A 17,090-nucleotide genomic window follows, 5' to 3' on the forward strand; every position below is an offset into this window, starting at 1 on the left:
GGCACCCGGCTCCGTCCTTCCTGTTTACTTGCTCCCCTCACGCATACCACGCCACGGCGGAGCCACGCCGGAACCGTCCGTATGCCGAGCCTGCCGGCCGCCCTGCCCCGCGCCCGGCTACCCCGTGCCCGCCACCGCCGACAGCCGGTGCACGTCCCGCGCGGAGCCGGTGACGCCGCTCAGGAAACCGCGGGCCCGCGGTGAGGCCGACTCGGTGAGCCAGGCGGGGTCGATGTCGCAGACGGCGACGCGGACCTCGGTGCCGGCCAGGGCCAGCGGGAGGGTGTGGACGACGGTGGACGGGAAGCTGAGGATGGTGCGGCCGATCGGGCCGCGGCGGGCGATCAGCTCCAGGGGGAGGTCGGGGCGGACGATCTGCAGGCCGGTCTCCACGGCCAGCCGGTGCAGCTTCTCGGCGCTCTCGCGGCGGTGGGCGAAGTAGCGGGCGGCCCCGTGGGTCTTCGCCAGGGCGCGTACGGCGGCCACGTAGCGGTCGGCATCGACGACACCGGTCTCCACCAGGGAGGTGCCGACCATGTCGGCGCCCTTGGTGATGCGGGGCGGGCCGAAGCGGTCCCTGGTCCAGGCGAAGTCGTTGGCGGTGACGGTGACGCCGTCGGGGGTGTCCTCGATCGGCATGGAGGAGAAGACGGAGACCTGGCGGTTCCCGGACGGGGTGAGGCGGCGCCGCGCGGACCCGGAGACCGGGGCGAAGAGCAGGTCGCGCGGCCCGGGGCGGCTGCCCTTGCGGTGCCAGCGCACCAGGCGTTCGCCGTGCGCCAGCTGGGTGACGAACTCCATCGTGGCGGTGCCGTCGTCCACGACGACCAGGTCGTGGGCGCGGGTGATGGTCAGGAGCAGCTGTACGTAGCGGGAGAACGGGTCGCCCATGACCACCCGGTCCGCCTGGCGCAGCGCGGTGGTCAGGCCGCCGACCGTGCGGAAGGGGGCGGTGGCGCCGCCGCGCGCCTCCTCCCAGCGGATGTCGTGGCCCTCCTTGCGGGCCAGTTCCGCCATCCGGCGCAGCTGGCCGCGGGTCATCGGGTCGACGGGCGAGAGGACCACGAGGGTGAGCTCCGCGCCGGGGGCGCGGGTGTGCGCCCACTCCAGCACGTTCAGCAGTTGTACCGGGCTCTCGACGAAGGCGAGAGTGCGGGGGCCGGCGTTCCCGGCGCGGGGGCTCATCGGTGTGGGACCGTCCCGTGGTGAGTGACTCGGTGGCCGGTGGTCAGACGGTGACGGGCTCGCCCGCGGCGGCGGCGATCTCCGCCTCGGCGACGACGCCGGTGACGCGGCGCAGCTTCTTCATCGGGCCCAGCTCGGACTCGTAGACCTTCTTGACGCCGTCGCCGAGGGAGGCCTCGATGGTGCGGATGTCGCGCACCAGGCGGGCCAGGCCCTGCGGCTCGACGGAGGCGGCCTGGTCGGAGCCCCACATGGCGCGGTCGAGGGTGATGTGGCGCTCGACGAAGGTGGCGCCGAGGGCGACGGCGGCCAGCGTGGTCTGCAGGCCGGTCTCGTGGCCGGAGTAGCCGATCGGGACGTTCGGGAACTCCTGCTGGAGGGTGTTGATGACGCGGAGGTTCAGCTCCTCGGCCTGCGCCGGGTAGGTGGAGGTGGCGTGGCACATGAGGATGTTGTCGCTGCCCAGGACCTCGACCGCGTGGCGGATCTGCTTCGGGGTGGACATGCCGGTGGACAGGATGACCGTCCGGCCGGTGGCGCGCAGGGCGCGCAGCAGCTCGTCGTCGGTGAGCGAGGCGGAGGCGACCTTGTGGGCGGGGACGTCGAACTTCTCCAGGAAGGCGACGGCCTCGGTGTCCCACGGGGAGGCGAACCAGTCGATGTTCTTGGTCTTGCAGTACTCGTCGATCTGGCGGTACTCGTCCTCGCCGAACTCCACGCGGTGGCGGTAGTCGATGTACGTCATCCGGCCCCAGGGGGTGTCCCGTTCGATGTCCCACTGGTCGCGCGGGGTGCAGATCTCCGGGGTGCGCTTCTGGAACTTGACGGCGTCGCAGCCGGCCTCGGCGGCAGCGTCGATCAGCTTGAAGGCGTTGTCCAGCTCGCCGTTGTGGTTGATGCCGATCTCGCCGGTGATGTAGACGGGGCGGCCGGGACCGGCCTCGCGGGTGCCGAAGGTGCGGATGCGGGAGTTGGTGCTCATGGCAGGGGGTTCCTTACGTGGACTGGGTGAGCGTGGGCGTGGTTTCGACAGCGGGGTCGAGGGCGTCCAGGGACGGACCCAGGAGCCAGGTCGCGATCTCCCGTACGGCGCCTTCGCCGCCGGGGACGGTGGTGACCGCGCGGGCCGCGCCGCGTACGGCGTCGTGGGCGCTCGCGACCGCGACGGGCCAGCCGACGAGGGCGAAGCACGGGAGGTCGTTGACGTCGTTGCCGACGTAGAGCACGCGGTCGGGCGCGATGCCCTGTTCCTCGCACCACTGCTTGAGGGCGAGGTCCTTGCGGTCGATGCCGTGCAGCACGGGCAGCTTGAGCTTGCGCGCGCGGGCGGCGACGACCGGGTTCACCTCCGTGGACAGGATCAGCATCGTCAGGCCGCTGCGGCGCAGGGCGGCGATGCCGAGTCCGTCGCCGCGGTGCACGGAGACGAACTCCCGTCCGTCGGAGTCGATCAGCACCCGGTCGTCGGTCTGGGTGCCGTCGAAGTCGAGGACCACCGCGTCGATGTCGTCGGCGGTGGGGAGGGCGCCGGGCCGGGCCGTGTCGAAGTGCGGCGCGAGGGCGCGGGCGCGGGCCAGGTCGTGCGGGTCGTCGATCTCCAGGACGCGGGCCGGGTCGGTGCGGACCAGTTCGGTGCGGCCGAAGAAGCGGTGCTGGTGCTTGCGGAAGCCGGGGGCGGCCATGGCGTAGGCGGCGCCGGTCTCCAGCAGGTCCTGGGGGCGGTCCTGGCGGCGGGGGCGGTACGCCTTGTCGTGGTTGACGCCGTGGCCGCCGTCGGCGCCGCCGGTCTCGTCGGTGCCGTCCCGCCAGACGAAGCCGTGGAACGGGGCGACGGTGACGGCCGTGTCCGCGCCGTCCTCGGCGACCGCGCCGGCCACGCCGTCGACGTCCTCGCGGACCAGGAAGGGGCTGGTGCACTGGACGAGCAGGACCACGTCGACGGCGGCGCCGTGCAGGGCCTCGTGGGTGTCCATCGCGTGCAGCACGGCGGCCTCGGAGGTGGCCGTGTCCCCGGCGATGGCGGCGGGCCGCAGGACGACCTCGGCACCGGCCTCGCGGGCCGCCGCGGCGATGGCGTGGTCGTCGGTGGAGACGACGACGTCGGTCACGAGGCGGGCGGCCAGGCACTCGCGCACCGCGCGGACCACCAGCGGGACGCCGCCGACCGGGGCGAGGTTCTTCGCGGGCACTCCCTTGGAGCCGCCGCGGGCGGGAATCACGGCGAGCACCCGGCGCACCGAAGCGCCCTGGCCCGCTTCCGGGTTGGTCATGGGCTGTACTCCTTGGAGACGGGTCGGGGCGGTCACAGCTCCCCCATCCGGCGGATGACCGGGGCGACCCGCTGGACGCCGTGCCGGTAGGCGCCGCGGGCCGCGCGGCGTACCACCTGGCGCACCGGGCCGGGCGCCCGGTCGGCGGCCGGTGCGCCGGGCAGCGGGGTGCCGTCGGGGGCGAGGTGGTGGCGGGCGAGGATGCCGGGGAGGTAGCCGGGGGCGGTGACCGGTGTGTAGTACGGGGCGAGCGGCGGCAGGCCGCCGGGCCGGGCCAGCAGGGCGGCGATGCGCTCGCGGGCCTCGTCGAAGGCGGTCTCGTAGCCGCCGTCGGCCGCCACGCCCTGCCGGGCGACCCACTGGGGGTCGGGCGCCGGGCGGTGGCCGGCGTCGAGCTGGTCCCAGGAGGCGAGGCAGCCGGAGCCCACGAAGTGGTGGTTGCCGAGCGCCTCGCGCACGCCGAGGTCGGTGAGCACGACGGTGGGGATCCTGCGGTGCAGGGACTCCAGGGCCGCCGTGGAGCTGATGGTGACCAGCAGGTCGGTGCGGTCCAGGACCTCGCCCATGTGGCCGTAGACCAGGCGGAAGTTGGGCGGCGGGTCGGCCCGCTGCACCAGCTTCTGGTAGGGCAGCTCCTCGATGTGGGTGGTGTGTTCGCCGGGCTTTGAGCGCAGCTTGAGCACGACCTCCCGCTCGGGGTGCCGCCGGGCGTGGCGGATCAGCCGTTCGAGGAGGTACGTGCGGTCCCTGCGGTTGTCCGGCACCGAGGGCTGTGCGGCGAAGACCACCGTGTAGGGGCGGTCGCCGTCCGGCTCGCCGGCGTAGGCTGCCCCGCCCAGGAAGGGCAGGGCGACCTCGGTCACCGCGGCGGCGTCGGCGCCGACCCCCTCGTACACGGCGCGGAAACGGTCCGCGTCCTGGCGGGAGTTGGCGAGCACGAGGTCGGCGCCGTGGCGCAGCAGCAGGCCGTCGGCGAGCTTCTCGTAGACGACGCCGACGTAGCCGGTGACGACCACGGGCCGCTCGGCGCGGTCCTGCCAGACCCGGCCGAGCCCGTGCAGCATCGCCTGGACTCCTCCGCCGACCAGGGCGAGGACGAGGACGTCGTAGGAGTCCTCGCCCCGCGCCCGCTCCATGGCGCGCAGGAACTCGACGGCGGTCACCTCGCGGAGCGAGTCCGCGCTGACGCCGACCTCCTGGAGCTGGCGGGCGGTGGGGGTGGCTCGGCCGCGCAGGAGGTAGCCGTCGAGGTGGATCTCCGTGTCCCCGGGGCGGACCCGGGTCGCGGTGAGCGCGCCCCATTTCCACCGGGTGTCGGAGTCCGCCAGGACGGCGACTCTGAGGGCCTTCGTTGCACTTGCTGGCACGCCGTAGACGCTAGGAAGGCATTTCTAGGAACCGCCCAACCGGAATCCAACAAATGGTGAACAGCACATCGCCGAATGGGGAATCGGCCCGCGCGGGCCCCGGAAAAGCGTCCGCTTCACTGCTTCGCCACGCCGCGTTCACCGGGAATCAAGGAAGCGGTAAAGCCGAATGCCGGGCCGTCGCCTAACGTCCCTCACGTGCCCAAGCTCTCCGTCATCGTGCCGTTCTACAACGTGCGGCAGTACGCCCCAGACACCCTGCGGAGTCTGCGCGCCAACGCGCGGGACGACTTCGAGTTCATTCTCGTCGACGACTGCTCCACCGACGGGACCGTGGATCTCCTCGCGCGTGCGGAGCGCGAGCTGCCGGGGGCGGTGCTGGTCATACACGAGAAGAACGGCGGCCTGGCGACGGCCCGCAACACCGGCATCGACCGGGCCCGCGGCGAGTACCTCGCCTTCCTGGACGGCGACGACTGGCTGGCGCCGGGCCACTGCGCCGACCTGGTGACCGCCATCGAGAAGCTGGACGTCGACTTCGTGCGCACCGACCACGTGCAGTGCACGGGGCGCAACCGCACCCTGCACCGGGTCCCGCACGGCCGCCGCAACACGGCCCTGCGCCCGCGTGACGCGATCCTGCCCGCGCACCGCACCACCTCCGTCGATTACGCCTACGCGTGGGCGGGCGTCTACCACCGGCGGCTGGTCGAGCGCGGCCTGCTGCACTTCACCGACGGGCTGCGCACGGCCGAGGACCGGCCGTGGATCTGGAAGCTGCACCGGGAGGCGGAGTCCTTCGCGGTGACCGGGCTGCTCGGGGTGTTCTACCGGCGCGGGGTGGCGTCCTCGCTGACCCAGATCGGCGATGTGCGCCAGCTCGACTTCATCCGGGCCTTCGACGAGGTGCTCGCGGGGGCGGCCGGGGACCCGGACGCGGCGCGGCTGGTGCCGAAGGCGGTCCGCACGTACTGCGCGATCATCTCCCACCACCTCGGTTCCATCGAGCGGTTCGAGCCCGCCGTGGCCCGGATACTGAAGGAGCGGAGCGCGGCGGCGCTGCGGCGGATGCCGCAGGACGCCCTCGACGAGGTGCTGGAGACGATGGACGCCGAGCGGGCCACGCGGCTGCGGCGGCTGCGCCGTCGCGCGGGCGCGGCTTCCGGCCGGCCGGCCGAGGAGGCTGCGGCATGACCACTCAGATCTTCCTGGCGTCGACGCTGTACGGCACGGCCACCCTCGCCGCGGCCCTGGACTCCGGCTGCTTCGCGGCGGCCGACCGGCGGATCCTGCTGGTCACCAACAACGCGGCGACACCGGAGACGACACCGTCCCTGGACGCGGCGCCGGGGTTCGAGCGGCTGCGGGGCCGGTTCGACGACGTGGTGTCGTGGAACGAGGCGATCTACCCCTTCCACCCCGGCGACTGGTCGCCGCGGGCCGGGGACGTGCCGTTGTGGGAGCGGCACCTGCGGCTGGCCTGGGGGCTCGGCGAGGACGACGTGGCGCTGGCCGTGGAGTCGGTCCACGTGCCCCCGGCGCTCGGCGTGGCGCAGATCTTCACCGACGCGCCCCTGACCGTCTACGCGGACGGTCTGATGAGCTACGGGCCCACCCGCACCAAGCTGGCCCCGCTGGTCGGCACCCGTGTGGAACGGCTGCTCCACCTGGACCTGGTGCCGGGGCTCGCGCCGCTGCTGCTGACCGAGTTCGGCGTCGAGCCCGAGGTGGTGCCGTCCGCGGCGTTCACCAAGGTGCTGGCCGGGCTGGCGGACACCGGCGCCGGGCTGCCGGACGTGGAGCGGCCCGCGGTGCTGCTCGGCCAGTACCTGTCGGCGCTGGGCATCCTCTCCGCCGAGGAGGAGGAAGAGCTGCACGTGCGGATGCTGACCGGCGTCGCCGGGCTCGGGCACACGCGCGTGGTGTTCAAGACGCACCCCACCGCCCCGGCCCGCTTCACCCGGGTGCTGGAGGAGGAGGCCGAGCGGCTGGGGGTGGACCTCACCGTGGTGGAGACGCCGGTCCTGGCCGAGGTGCTGTTCCAGCGGATGCGTCCGGCGCTGGTGGCCGGCTGCTTCTCCACGGCCCTGCTCACCGCCTCCGCGCTGTACGGCCTGCCGGTCGCCCGGCTCGGCACCGAGACGCTGCTGGACCGGCTGACGCCGTACGAGAACAGCAACCGGGTGCCCGCCACCCTCGTGGACGCGCTCCTGCCGGACCTGGCGGACCCGGCTGCGGTCGCCGAGGGGCGGCGGGACGCGGATCCCGGGACGCTCGCCGCGCTGGTGCGGGCCGTCGGGTTCGCGATGCAGCCGAAGGTGCTGCCGGAGCTGCGGCCGCAGGCGGAGGCGTATCTGCGCGCGCACCTGGACGCCCGCACCTGGCGGTACTTCAAGAAGCGCAGGCTCACCTCGCTGGGCCTGCCGGGCGGCATCCCGGCCCGGCTGGGATTCCTGCCGCACAACTCCACGGCCCGCAGGGTGGTGCGCCGGGCCCGGTCGATCCGGCGCTCGATCGGGCGGTGACGGCCGGGCGGACGCCCGGCGGGGGGCGAGTGTTCACCCGCCGTCCGCCCGGAAGCCACCCGCGGACCGTCGCCCTCGGGCACATTCGGCCTCCGGTCGGAGAACGGTGGAGCGCGTGACGAAGCCCCTGGCGGGATTGTTCAAGGCACGGCAGCGGGAGGCACCCGGCCCGGGCCCGTACGCCCGGAGCCTGCGCCTGTGCGGCGAGCACCTGGCCGCAGCGGAGCCGGGGGCCGCCGGGGCCGGTGGCCCGCAGGCCCGGCTGACCCGGGCGATCGGCGCCTTCGCGGCCTCGCTCGACGGACCGGCGGCGGATCCCTTCGACGCCCTGCTCCAGGTCGGCGAGCGCGCGCTGGAGGCGGGCGGGGAGCGCGGTCTCGGGCTGGCGCTGGGACTCGCCGAGTCGGCGGCCGGGATCCGGCGGCGGTCCAAGGGGGCGTGGCGGCTGCGCGGCCTGGCGCTGGACGGGCTGGGCCGCGGCGACGAGGCGCTGGAGTGCTACGAGCGCTACGCCGCGCTGCTGCCCGACGGCCGCCCGGCGCCCGAGGTCGCCCGCCGCACGGACACCCTGCGCCGCCGCCGGGAGTGCCTGGAGGCGGCCGTCGCGCTCTTCCCCGGGGAGGGCGCCGAGCTGCGGGAACTGCTCGGCGAGCCCACCTCGACCACCGCGGTCCTGGCGCCGCGCTTCGACGCCTATGTGCGGGCGCGGGTGGCCGGACACGGCCCGGGCGATCCCGCGGTACGGCGGCTCCTCGCGCTGTACGGCCGCTACCGGCGGCTGGTCGAGCGGGACCTGGTGCCCGACCCGCTGCTGGGCGGCACCGCCCCGGTCGACGTGGGCGGGCTGCGGGCCCTGGTCGCGGGACGGACGGTGTGCGTGGTGGCGAACGCCGGTGACGTGTCCGGGAGCGCGCTGGGCGCCGGGATCGACGGCTACGACCTGGTGGTGCGCTGCGACGAGTTCCGGCTGCGGGCCGAGGGCACCGGCGGGCGCACCGACCTGCACGCCGTCACGCTGCGGGGCGACACCCCGTGGGACGGTCCGGCCTGGACGCAGCGGGCCGGGGTCCGGCTGGTGTTCGGCGACCCGGTCGCCGGCTGGCGCCGCGCCCTGCGGGAGCGGCTCGTGCCCGGCGCGCAGGACCACGTCGCGGACGCCTCGCTGCGCCGTCCCCTGAGCGACCCGGCGCTGCTGGGCGAGGACGGCTGGGGCGCGGCGCCGACCACGGCGTTCACCGTGCTCCGGCTCCTGGACTTCCTGGACGCGAGCCCCCGCCTCGACCTCGTCGGCTTCACCCCGGCCGGCCGGCTGCGGCCCCGGGAGGCCGAGTGGGTCGGGCGCCGCGCGACGCACGTCGACGACAGCAAGATGAGGATCGCCCTGCGATGACCCACCCCTCCCCCGGTTCCCCCTCCTCCGCCGACGACCGGAGCGCCGTCACCGGCAGGCGCCGGATCGCGTTCGCCGTGTACACCGACGAGGACGGCCTGGCCGCGCTGGCCGTGCTGGTCCGCAGCCTGGTGCTGAGCAACCCCCGGGTGTGCGAGGACGTGGTGGTGCTCCACCCCGGTCTGCCCGAGGCCTCGTTCGACGCGCTGCGCCGGCTGCACCCGCGCATCGTCACCCGCCGCGCCGAGGACCGCGGCGCCGTCCTGCGGCCGGCCGGGTACGACACCGTCGTCGCCCTCGGTGCCGGGTCCGTCGTCCTGGGCGACCTCGGCGAGCTGCTGCGGATGCGGTTCGGCGTGGCCGCGGTGCCGCAGGTGCTGGACGCCGGACAGGACGGGGAGCGGCGGGCGGTGCTGCCGGACGGCCTCTTCGTGGTCCAGTGCGCCGACCTGGACGAGGCCCTGGCCGAGCGGCTCGGTGACCCGGGCGGCGCCGACCCGGTGGCCGACGGCGACGTGACCCCGCTGGACGCGCGCTACGACTTCCTCGCCCGGCGGCTGTACGGGGACCTGCCGGTGCCCGCCCCGGTCGCCGTGCTGCGGTTCACGGGGCCGGCCGACGCGCCGGGGTACGGTCCGGCCACCGAGGCGTGGCGGCGTTTCGAGATGGGCGACGAGGAGTTCCGGGCCGCCTACCGGGCCCTGCCCGGCGGCAAGCACCCCGACCTGCTGGCGCACCTCGCGCCGCCGCTGCTCAGGGCGCGGCCCTCGCTGGACCTGGCCCGCACGGTCGCCGAGGTGTACCGGGGGCAGGGCCGCTACGACGAGGCCGTGGACGTGCTCGCCCCGGTCGTCGCGGACCGGCTGGACGCGCCGCGCTGCCACGAGACGCTGGGCGTCTGCCTGATGGCGCTGTCGCGCTACGACGAGGCGGAGGCGCACCTGCTGCTGGCGGCGGCCTCCCCCGGCCTCGCCCCCCGCGCCTTCGCGCAGCTGGCCCGGCTGGCCTGGCTGTGCGGGCGGGAGGCGGACGCGCACGCCTACGCCCTGGAGGGCCTGGCCGCCGACCCCACGGACGCGGGCTGCCACGCCTGGTGCGCCCGCACCCGTCCGGACGTGCCCGGGCCGCGCCGGCCCGAGGGCGCCGCCGCCGAACAGCTCGGGCACGTGGCGCTGTTCGCGGAGGGCCGGGAGAACGCCGGGGACCGGGTGCTGCCGGAGGCGGTGCGCCTGTGCTTCGGCGCGGACACCGGGCCGAGCCGCTGGCACCCGCAACCGGTGCACCGGCTGGTCGACGAGGCGGCGCTGGAGGAGCTGAACGCGCGGCGCGGGGTGGTGGTGGGCGGCGGCGGGCTCTTCCTGCCGGACACCTCGCCCAACGGCAACAGCCACTGGCAGTGGAACGTGCCGGACGAGCTGCTGGCCCGCGTAAGCGCGCCGCTGGCGGTGTTCGCGGTCGGCTACAACGTGTTCGACGGGCAGCGCTACCGGCGGGGCCGGTTCGCTCAGAGCCTGCGGGTGCTGGTCGAGCGGTCGTCGTTCTTCGGGCTGCGCAACCACGGTTCGATCGAGCGGGTCCGGGAGCTGCTGCCCGCCTCCCTGCGCGACCGGGTGCGCTACCAGCCCTGCCCGACCACGGTCGCCCGGCACCTGGTCCCGGGGTGGACGGACCCGGCCGAGCGGTCGGACACCGTCCTGGTGAACTGCGCCTACGACCGCGCCGGGCTGCGCTTCGGCCACGACTACGGCCACTTCCTGGCCCAGCTGGCCGCCGCGCTCGGCACCCTGCGGGAGCGGGCGGACGTCCGGTACGCGGCGCACATGCCGGCCGACGAGCGCTTCGTGCACGACCTGCGGCGCGAGCACGGCATCGCGCTGCCCGTGGAGCAGCTGTACGCCATGCCGAACGACGCGATCCGCGACCTGTACCGGCGTGCCCGGCTGGTGATCGGGATGCGCGGGCACGCCGGGATGATCCCATTCGGCTGCGGGACGCCGATCCTGAGCCTGGTGTCCCATCCGAAGCTCGCCTACTTCCTGACGGACGTCGGGCACCCGGAGTGGGGACTGTCGGTGCACGACCGGCGGCTGGGCCCGAGGCTCGCGGAGCGGGCGGCCGCGCTGCTCGACGACCACGCGGCGGCCGTGGCCGAGGTGCACGGCGCGCAGCAGGCCCTGTGGCGCATCACGCGGTCGAACGTCGGGGAGCTGCGGGACACGTTCGGTCTGGGGAAAACTCCGGAACGGGACTGAAACACCAAGAATTCACTTCCGCTGCGAACGGAGTTCTCCTTTCCGAGCCCGTACGGCCACCGCGGGATCCGGGCGCCTGGTTAGCCTGTTCCAATCTCCCCGCATCTCTCCCATCCTCGAACGTGAGAGGCCCGCGTGCCGAAACTGTCCGTCGTCGTGCCCATGCACAATGTGGAATCCTTCGCCGAGAGCACTCTGAGAAGTCTCGCCAACAACGCGGACCCGGACTTCGAATTCCTGCTCGTCGACGACTGCTCCACGGATTCCACCCCGTGGTGGATCGACCGCTGGGCGGACGGGCGCACCGACACCCGGGTGATCCGGCACGAGACGAACCGGGGCATAGCGCAGGCCCGCAACAGCGGTATCGACGCGGCCCGGGGCGACTTCGTCACCTTCCTCGACGGCGACGACTGGTACGGCCCCGGCTACCTGGCCGAACTGGTGTCCCGGGTGGAGGAGCTGGGCTGCGACTTCGCCCGCACCGACCATGTGCAGGCCACCGGCACCGAGCGGGTGATCCGGCGGCCCCCGGCGCCCGCGCGCGACATCGTGATGGACCCGCGCGACGGCATCGCGCCGCCGCACATGGAGACGATGGTCGACTACCCCTTCGTCTGGGCGGGGATCTACCGGCGCCACCTCTTCGACGACGGCGGCATGCGCTTCGCGAGCGAACTGCGCACCGCCGAGGACCGGTTGTGGATCTGGCGGCTGCACCTGAAGGCCGCCACGTACGCGTCGGTGGGACTGCACGGGGTGTTCTACCGGCGGGGCGTCGCCACCTCGCTCACCCAGATAAAGGACTCTCGGCAGCTGGACTTCATCCCGGCCTACGACATGCTGCTGAAGGAGCTGTCGGAGGACCGGGAGGCCGAGCGCTTCCTGCCCAAGGCGGTACGCACCTACTGCGCCATGATCGCCTTCCACCTCGGCAAGGTGGACGAGTACGAGTCCTCGGCGGCCCAGCGGCTCCGCCGGGAGGCGCGGGACGCGCTGCACCGCATGCCCCAGCACGTGCTGGAGGAGACCCTCCGGACCATCGACAGGACTCGCAGCAGGCTGCTCGGCCGCCTGCGTGACGGGCGGAAGGCTGCCTGATCCATGCCCCACAAGACCCAGATCTTCCAGGTCTCCACGCTGTACGGCGCGGCCACCCTCGCCGCGGCGCTCGACGCCGGCCTGTTCGGGCCGCGCGACGGCGCCCGGCGCGTGCTGCTGGTCTCCAACAACGCGGCGATACCCGAGACCGCCCTGCGCCTGGACGAGATGCACGGGTACGGGCGAATATCCGGCCGGTTCGACGACGTGGTGTCGTGGAACGAGGCGATCCGCCCGCACCACCCCAGCGCCTGGGGCCCGCGGGGCAACGACGTGTCGCTGTGGCAGAAGGCCTTCCGGCTCGCCTGGGGCATCGGCGAGCGGGACCTGATCGAGCTGGCCGTCGAGTCGATCCAGGTCAACCCGGCCCGCGCGCTGGCGGCGATCTTCTCCGAGGCGGCCCTGCACGTGTACGCCGACGGCCTGATGAGCTACGGCCCGACCCGCGAGAAGCTGCCGCTGACCCTCGCCCGCCGCATCCGCCGCCTGCTCCACCTCGACCTGATCCCCGGTCTGCGGCCGATGCTGCTCTCGGAGTTCGGCGTCGAGCCCGAGATCGTCCCCGACGCGGCGTTCCGCGCGGTGCTCGACGAGATCTCCCGGGAAGCGGCCGACGGCCCCGAACTGGCCCCCGTGGTACGGGAGAAGCCGACGGCCGTACTGCTCGGCCAGTACCTGGCGGCGATCAACGTCCTCACCGCGCAGGAGGAGGAGGACCTGCACGTCCGGATGCTGACCGGGGCCGCGCGGGCCGGGCACCGTTCCGTGGTCTTCAAGCCCCACCCGACGGCGCCCGCCGGCTACACGGCGGCCCTGAGCAAGGCGGCGGCGGACGCGGGCGTGCGGCTCACGGTGCTGGACGCGCCCCTGCTGGCCGAGACCCTGTACGACCACTGCGCCCCGGAGCTGGTCGTCGGCTGCTTCTCGACGGCGATGGTGACCGCCTCCGCCTACTACCGGGTGCCCGTCGCCCGGGTCGGAACCGCGCTGGTGATGGAGCGGCTCAAGCCGTACCCGAACAGCAACCGGGTGCCGCTGGCCGTCGTGGACCACCTGGTGCCCGACCTGGAGGGCGGCCGGGAGCCGGCGCTCGTCGGCGCGGCGCCCGAGTCCCTGTCGCCGCTGGTGCGGGCCATCGGCTTCTGCATGCAGCCCAAGACCTACCCGGAGCTGCGCAGGCCGACGGAGGAGTGGCTGCGCGGCCACCTCTCCGCCACCCCCGGGTACTACTTCCCCGAGCTGCGGCTGACCGAGCTGGGCCTGCCCGGCAGCCGCCCGCAGCTGCGCGCGAAGCTCCAGGTGCGGCGGGCCAGGCGCGTGGTGCGCCGGGCGGTGCGGCGCGGTGCCGGGAGGAAGTGAGCGGGCCGGGCGGGAACGCCGGAGCCCCCCGCCCTGGCGGCGGGGGCTCCGGCGTCCTCGTGCTCGTCCCGACGGCTCAGCCGAGCCAGCGGCCCAGCCGCAGCCGCGTCCACAGCAGGGCGGCGGCGAACGAGAGCACGACCGTGACGGCCGTCAGACCGGCGAGGGCGCCCGCGGCGCCCGCCCAGCCCGCGTCCGCCGACACCAGCCGCGGGGCGAGCGCCTCCAGGAACAGCAGGTGGACCAGGTAGGCGCCGAAGGAGGCCCCGGCGAGCCTGCCGAGGAGCGGCCGGAACCGCCCGGGCACCCTGATCCGGTCGAGCGCCATGAGCAGGGTGCCGGCGAGCAGCGCCACGGCCACGGAGGCGTACGGGCTCGGGAAGTGCACCCGGTGCTCGTAGGCGGCGACCGCGGCCCACGCGCACAGCCCGCCGCCCAGCCACAGCAGGCGTCGGCGGCGGCCCGCGACCGCGGATCCGGGCAGCGACAGCAGCACGGCCCCGGCGACGGCGTAGGCGATCTGGTAGACGCCGAACTGCCAGGCGAAGGGCGGCACACGGACGTCGAAGAGGCGCCCCAGGTCGCCCAGGAGGGTCGGCGCGAGCGCCAGGCCGAGCAGCGCGGCGCCCGCGCCCCAGGGCCGCTTGCCGTTGCGGACCAGGACGGCCACCGACAGCAGCAGGATCACGGGGACGTAGGCGTACAGGTACCAGAGGTGGAAGGCGGGCTGCACCGAGCCGAACACCGCGTCCCGGGCGAGGTCGCGGGTGGGGTCGGTGTTGGCGTCCCGGATCCAGTCCCACAGCAGGTAGAGGGCGGTCCACACGGCGAGCGGCACGAGGATGCGGGTGAGCCGCTTGCGGACCTGCCGGCCGTCGCGGGGCGGGGCCCCGCTGAGCACGACCCAGCCGGCGATCGCGAAGAACAGGGGTACGGCGCACCGGCTCAGCGCGTCCCCGGCGAGCGCGGTCCAGTAGACGGGCCCGCCCTCCGAGGGGGTGCGGTCCACGGCCTTCATGAGTTCGCCCGCGGCGTGGCAGACGATGACGCCGACCGAGGCCAGGACCCGCAGCAGGTCGATGTCGTACCGGTGCTCCCCGCGGGGACGCGCCGCCTTCTCCCCGGCGAGGACGGGGACGGTGGGGCGCACGGACTCGGCGGCGGTCAGGGGCTCGGCGGCGATGGGTGGTCACTCCCGGGTTGGACGCGCGGGCCGGGCGCTGGGGGCCGGGCCGGAGGATCGGGATGCCCGCGTCGTGCGCCCCCGCGACCGGGGCGCGCGCCGGGCACGTCGACGCAGGCTATGAGAACGCCGTGAGCGCCGAAAGCGGCGCGGGATGAACTTCGGCGACCTGTGGGTGACCTTCCGGTGAACACCGGGGTCCTCCACCGTCCGGCCGTCCGGCGTTCCGCAGAAGTTTGCCTCCTGGTCCGTTCGGACGCTCCTGCTCGGGGAGGGACATCCCTAACCTGGCCCCACCCACCCCACTGGCGTTCCACGTACCCACGTTCACCTCTGTGACGGATCGAGGTCGTTGACCCATGAACAGCCGCACCCTTCTCCGCAGTTCGGCCTCCCGGCGCCTGCTGCGTCCCGTGGCCGATCTCATCGATCAGCGCATCGAGCGACGGATCCGCGCGGCCGACGCCCGGCGGCCGGTACCGGACACCGACGCGGTCGAGAAGCAGCGGCTCACCTTCGAACTGCTCGTGGGCGCGTCCGGGCGGGGCCTGTCCCGAATGGTGGCCAAGGGCTCCCTGGACCGGCTGCACCGCGAGGTCGCGGCCCTGACCGGGGACCGCGGCGCGGCGGAGCGCAACGTCGCCACCGCCTACCGCCTCCTGATCGCGCTGGAGTCGCTGGGCGTGGGCCGGGTGGCGGGCGGCACCATGAACATCTGCGGCAAGCTCGGCACCATCCCCCTGCTCGATCCGCCGAACGACGAGATCCTGGAGATAGGCACGCTGTACGGCATGTTCTCCACCGGGCTGATCCGGATGATGGAGCGCGACGGCCGCAGCCCGCGCCTGACCATCGTGGACCCGTTCGCCGGCGTCCAGCTCCAGCCCGGCACCACGGTGCGCCCCGACCCGACGGGCACCCCGGTCGCCGAGGACGCGGTGCGCACCAACCTCGCCCTGGCCGGTCCGGCCGGCGTCGCGGCCCGCGTCCAGCAGGGTTTCTCCGAGGACCCCGGCACCCGTGCGGCCGTCTCGGACCGCTCCTACGGCGTGATCGTGGTCGACGGCGACCACTCGGCGAAGGGGGTGCGCCAGGACCTCCAGTGGGCCGAGGAGATCGCCGCGCCCGGCGCGGTCGTCGTCCTGGACGACTTCGGGGACCCGAGCTGGCCGGGCATCAAGGAAGCCCTCGACGAGCACCTGAAGGACGACACCCGCTTCACCTACCTCGGCAAGGCGGCCCACTCCGCCTTCCTGCGGGCGGCCTGAGCACCGAGGGAACAGTGGTACGGCCGAAGGAGCGGAGCGAGTGACCGAGGCGGTCGTGAGCGCGCCGGTGGCGCCTCCCGTCGCAGACACCTCCCGCGCGCCCGGGCGGGCGCCGCGGGCGAAGGGCGCCCCCGGGCGGCTGCGCGCCCTGGACGGGCTGCGGCTGGTGGCCGCGCTGATGGTGGCGGCGTACCACTACGGCGGACGCGGCGGGGCGGTGGCCGATGCCTGGGGCAGTTCACCGGCCCGTCAGTTCCCGACGCTGCACACCCTGTTCGCCTACGGCTGCCTCGGGGTGCAGATCTTCTTCGTGATCAGCGGGTTCGTGATCTGCATGAGCGGCTGGGGACGTTCGCTGACGTCGTTCTCCGCCTCCCGCGCGGCCCGGCTGCTGCCCGCCTACTGGGTGGCGGTCGTCCTGGTCACGGCGGTGTTCGCGCTGCCGGTGGTGGCCTACGACGCGGTGTCGCCGAGCGACGCGCTGGTCAACCTGACCATGCTCCAGCAGCCGCTGGGCGCGGACCGGGTGCTGGGCGTGTGCTGGACGCTGTGGGTGGAGGTCCGCTTCTACGCGCTGTTCGCGCTGTGTGTGGTGCTGCCCGGGGCGAGCCGCGGGCGGGTCGTGCTGTTCTGCGCCGGCTGGCTGCTGGCGTCGGCACTCGCGCAGGCCGCCCACGAGCCGCTGCTCGACCTGGTGCTGATGCCGGAGTACGCGCCGTTCTTCGTCGGCGGCATCGGCCTGTACCTCCTCCACCGCGACCGGCGGGACGCCCACGCCTGGGGCATCGTGGCGGCCGGTTTCCTCGTGGGGCAGCACCACGCGGTGCGCGAGCTGTGGAACGCCGCCGACCCGCACGCTTTCGCCCACCGCACCGCTCTCGGCATCGTCCTGGTCGTCGCGCTCGGCTTCGCGGCGGTCGGGGCGGTGGCGCTCGGCCTGCTGGACCGGGTGAACTGGCGGGGACTGACCGTGGCCGGGGCGCTGACGTACCCGTTCTACCTGGTCCACGAGCACCTGGGCTGGGTGGTGATCCACGTCCTGCACCGCGGCCTGCGGGTGCCGGCGGCGGCGACCTTCGCGCTAACGGCCGCCGCGATGCTGGCCCTGGCGTGGGTGCTGCACCGGTACGTGGAACGGCCGCTGACGCCGTGGCTGCGTACGGTGCTGACGCGGACACGTTGAGCGATTC

13 protein-coding genes are annotated in these 17,090 nt (G+C 74.2%); 8 read left to right on the forward strand and 5 right to left on the reverse strand.

Annotation, left to right across the window (positions count from 1 at the left end; translation table 11 throughout):
* Window positions 1-117: 117 nt before the first annotated feature.
* The 4 genes from K7854_RS08050 to K7854_RS08065 are packed head-to-tail and all read right to left on the reverse strand — an operon-like array spanning window position 118 to window position 4,822.
* Window positions 118-1,185, reverse strand: coding sequence for a hypothetical protein (locus K7854_RS08050; protein WP_226025682.1), 1,068 nt, complete (start codon window positions 1,183-1,185; stop codon window positions 118-120).
* A gap of 43 nt (window positions 1,186-1,228) precedes the next feature.
* On the reverse strand, window positions 1,229-2,167 hold the full coding sequence (locus K7854_RS08055; RefSeq protein WP_226025683.1) for an N-acetylneuraminate synthase family protein: 939 nt from the start codon (window positions 2,165-2,167) through the stop codon (window positions 1,229-1,231).
* 13 nt (window positions 2,168-2,180) lie between these two features.
* A complete protein-coding gene (locus K7854_RS08060; RefSeq protein ID WP_226025684.1) occupies window positions 2,181-3,455 on the reverse strand; it encodes an N-acylneuraminate cytidylyltransferase in 1,275 nt (424 codons plus the stop codon).
* Between the two features lie 32 nt (window positions 3,456-3,487).
* Window positions 3,488-4,822 carry a DUF6716 putative glycosyltransferase gene (locus tag K7854_RS08065; protein ID WP_226025685.1) on the reverse strand — a complete coding sequence of 445 codons (1,335 nt, stop codon included), beginning with the start codon at window positions 4,820-4,822 and terminating at the stop codon, window positions 3,488-3,490.
* A 198-nt stretch (window positions 4,823-5,020) separates the two neighbouring features.
* Here K7854_RS08065 and K7854_RS08070 point away from each other — a divergent pair, with 198 nt between their 5' ends.
* The 6 genes from K7854_RS08070 (at window position 5,021) to K7854_RS08095 (ending at window position 13,449) form a co-directional block, all read left to right on the forward strand.
* The gene (locus tag K7854_RS08070; RefSeq protein WP_226025686.1) at window positions 5,021-6,016 is read left to right on the forward strand and encodes a glycosyltransferase family 2 protein; all 996 of its coding nucleotides are present in this window, start codon (window positions 5,021-5,023) and stop codon (window positions 6,014-6,016) included.
* A complete protein-coding gene (locus K7854_RS08075) occupies window positions 6,013-7,347 on the forward strand; it encodes a polysialyltransferase family glycosyltransferase (protein ID WP_226025687.1) in 1,335 nt (444 codons plus the stop codon). The genes K7854_RS08070 and K7854_RS08075 overlap by 4 nt, the downstream gene beginning before the upstream one ends.
* 115 nt (window positions 7,348-7,462) lie before the next feature.
* Complete coding sequence (locus K7854_RS08080; RefSeq protein WP_226025688.1) at window positions 7,463-8,737, forward strand: hypothetical protein; 1,275 nt, start codon at window positions 7,463-7,465, stop codon at window positions 8,735-8,737.
* A complete protein-coding gene (locus tag K7854_RS08085) occupies window positions 8,734-10,989 on the forward strand; it encodes a polysaccharide pyruvyl transferase family protein (RefSeq protein ID WP_226025689.1) in 2,256 nt (751 codons plus the stop codon). Before K7854_RS08080 ends, K7854_RS08085 begins: the two co-directional genes overlap by 4 nt.
* A gap of 135 nt (window positions 10,990-11,124) precedes the next feature.
* Complete coding sequence (locus tag K7854_RS08090) at window positions 11,125-12,090, forward strand: glycosyltransferase family 2 protein (RefSeq protein WP_226025690.1); 966 nt, start codon at window positions 11,125-11,127, stop codon at window positions 12,088-12,090.
* Window positions 12,091-12,093: 3 nt separating this feature from the next.
* Window positions 12,094-13,449 (forward strand): polysialyltransferase family glycosyltransferase, encoded by a 1,356-nt coding sequence (locus K7854_RS08095; RefSeq protein ID WP_226025691.1) that lies wholly within the window; start codon window positions 12,094-12,096, stop codon window positions 13,447-13,449.
* Window positions 13,450-13,525: 76 nt separating this feature from the next.
* Here the strand turns inward: K7854_RS08095 and K7854_RS08100 are convergent, their stop codons facing one another.
* Complete coding sequence (locus K7854_RS08100; RefSeq protein WP_226025692.1) at window positions 13,526-14,599, reverse strand: acyltransferase; 1,074 nt, start codon at window positions 14,597-14,599, stop codon at window positions 13,526-13,528.
* Between the two features lie 392 nt (window positions 14,600-14,991).
* Here K7854_RS08100 and K7854_RS08105 point away from each other — a divergent pair, with 392 nt between their 5' ends.
* A complete protein-coding gene (locus K7854_RS08105) occupies window positions 14,992-15,900 on the forward strand; it encodes a class I SAM-dependent methyltransferase (protein WP_226025693.1) in 909 nt (302 codons plus the stop codon).
* A 40-nt stretch (window positions 15,901-15,940) separates the two neighbouring features.
* A complete protein-coding gene (locus K7854_RS08110; protein WP_372481011.1) occupies window positions 15,941-17,083 on the forward strand; it encodes an acyltransferase family protein in 1,143 nt (380 codons plus the stop codon).
* Window positions 17,084-17,090 lie beyond the last annotated feature (7 nt).

Source organism: Streptomyces hyderabadensis, assembly GCF_020404845.1.
Lineage (GTDB): Bacteria > Actinomycetota > Actinomycetes > Streptomycetales > Streptomycetaceae > Streptomyces > Streptomyces hyderabadensis.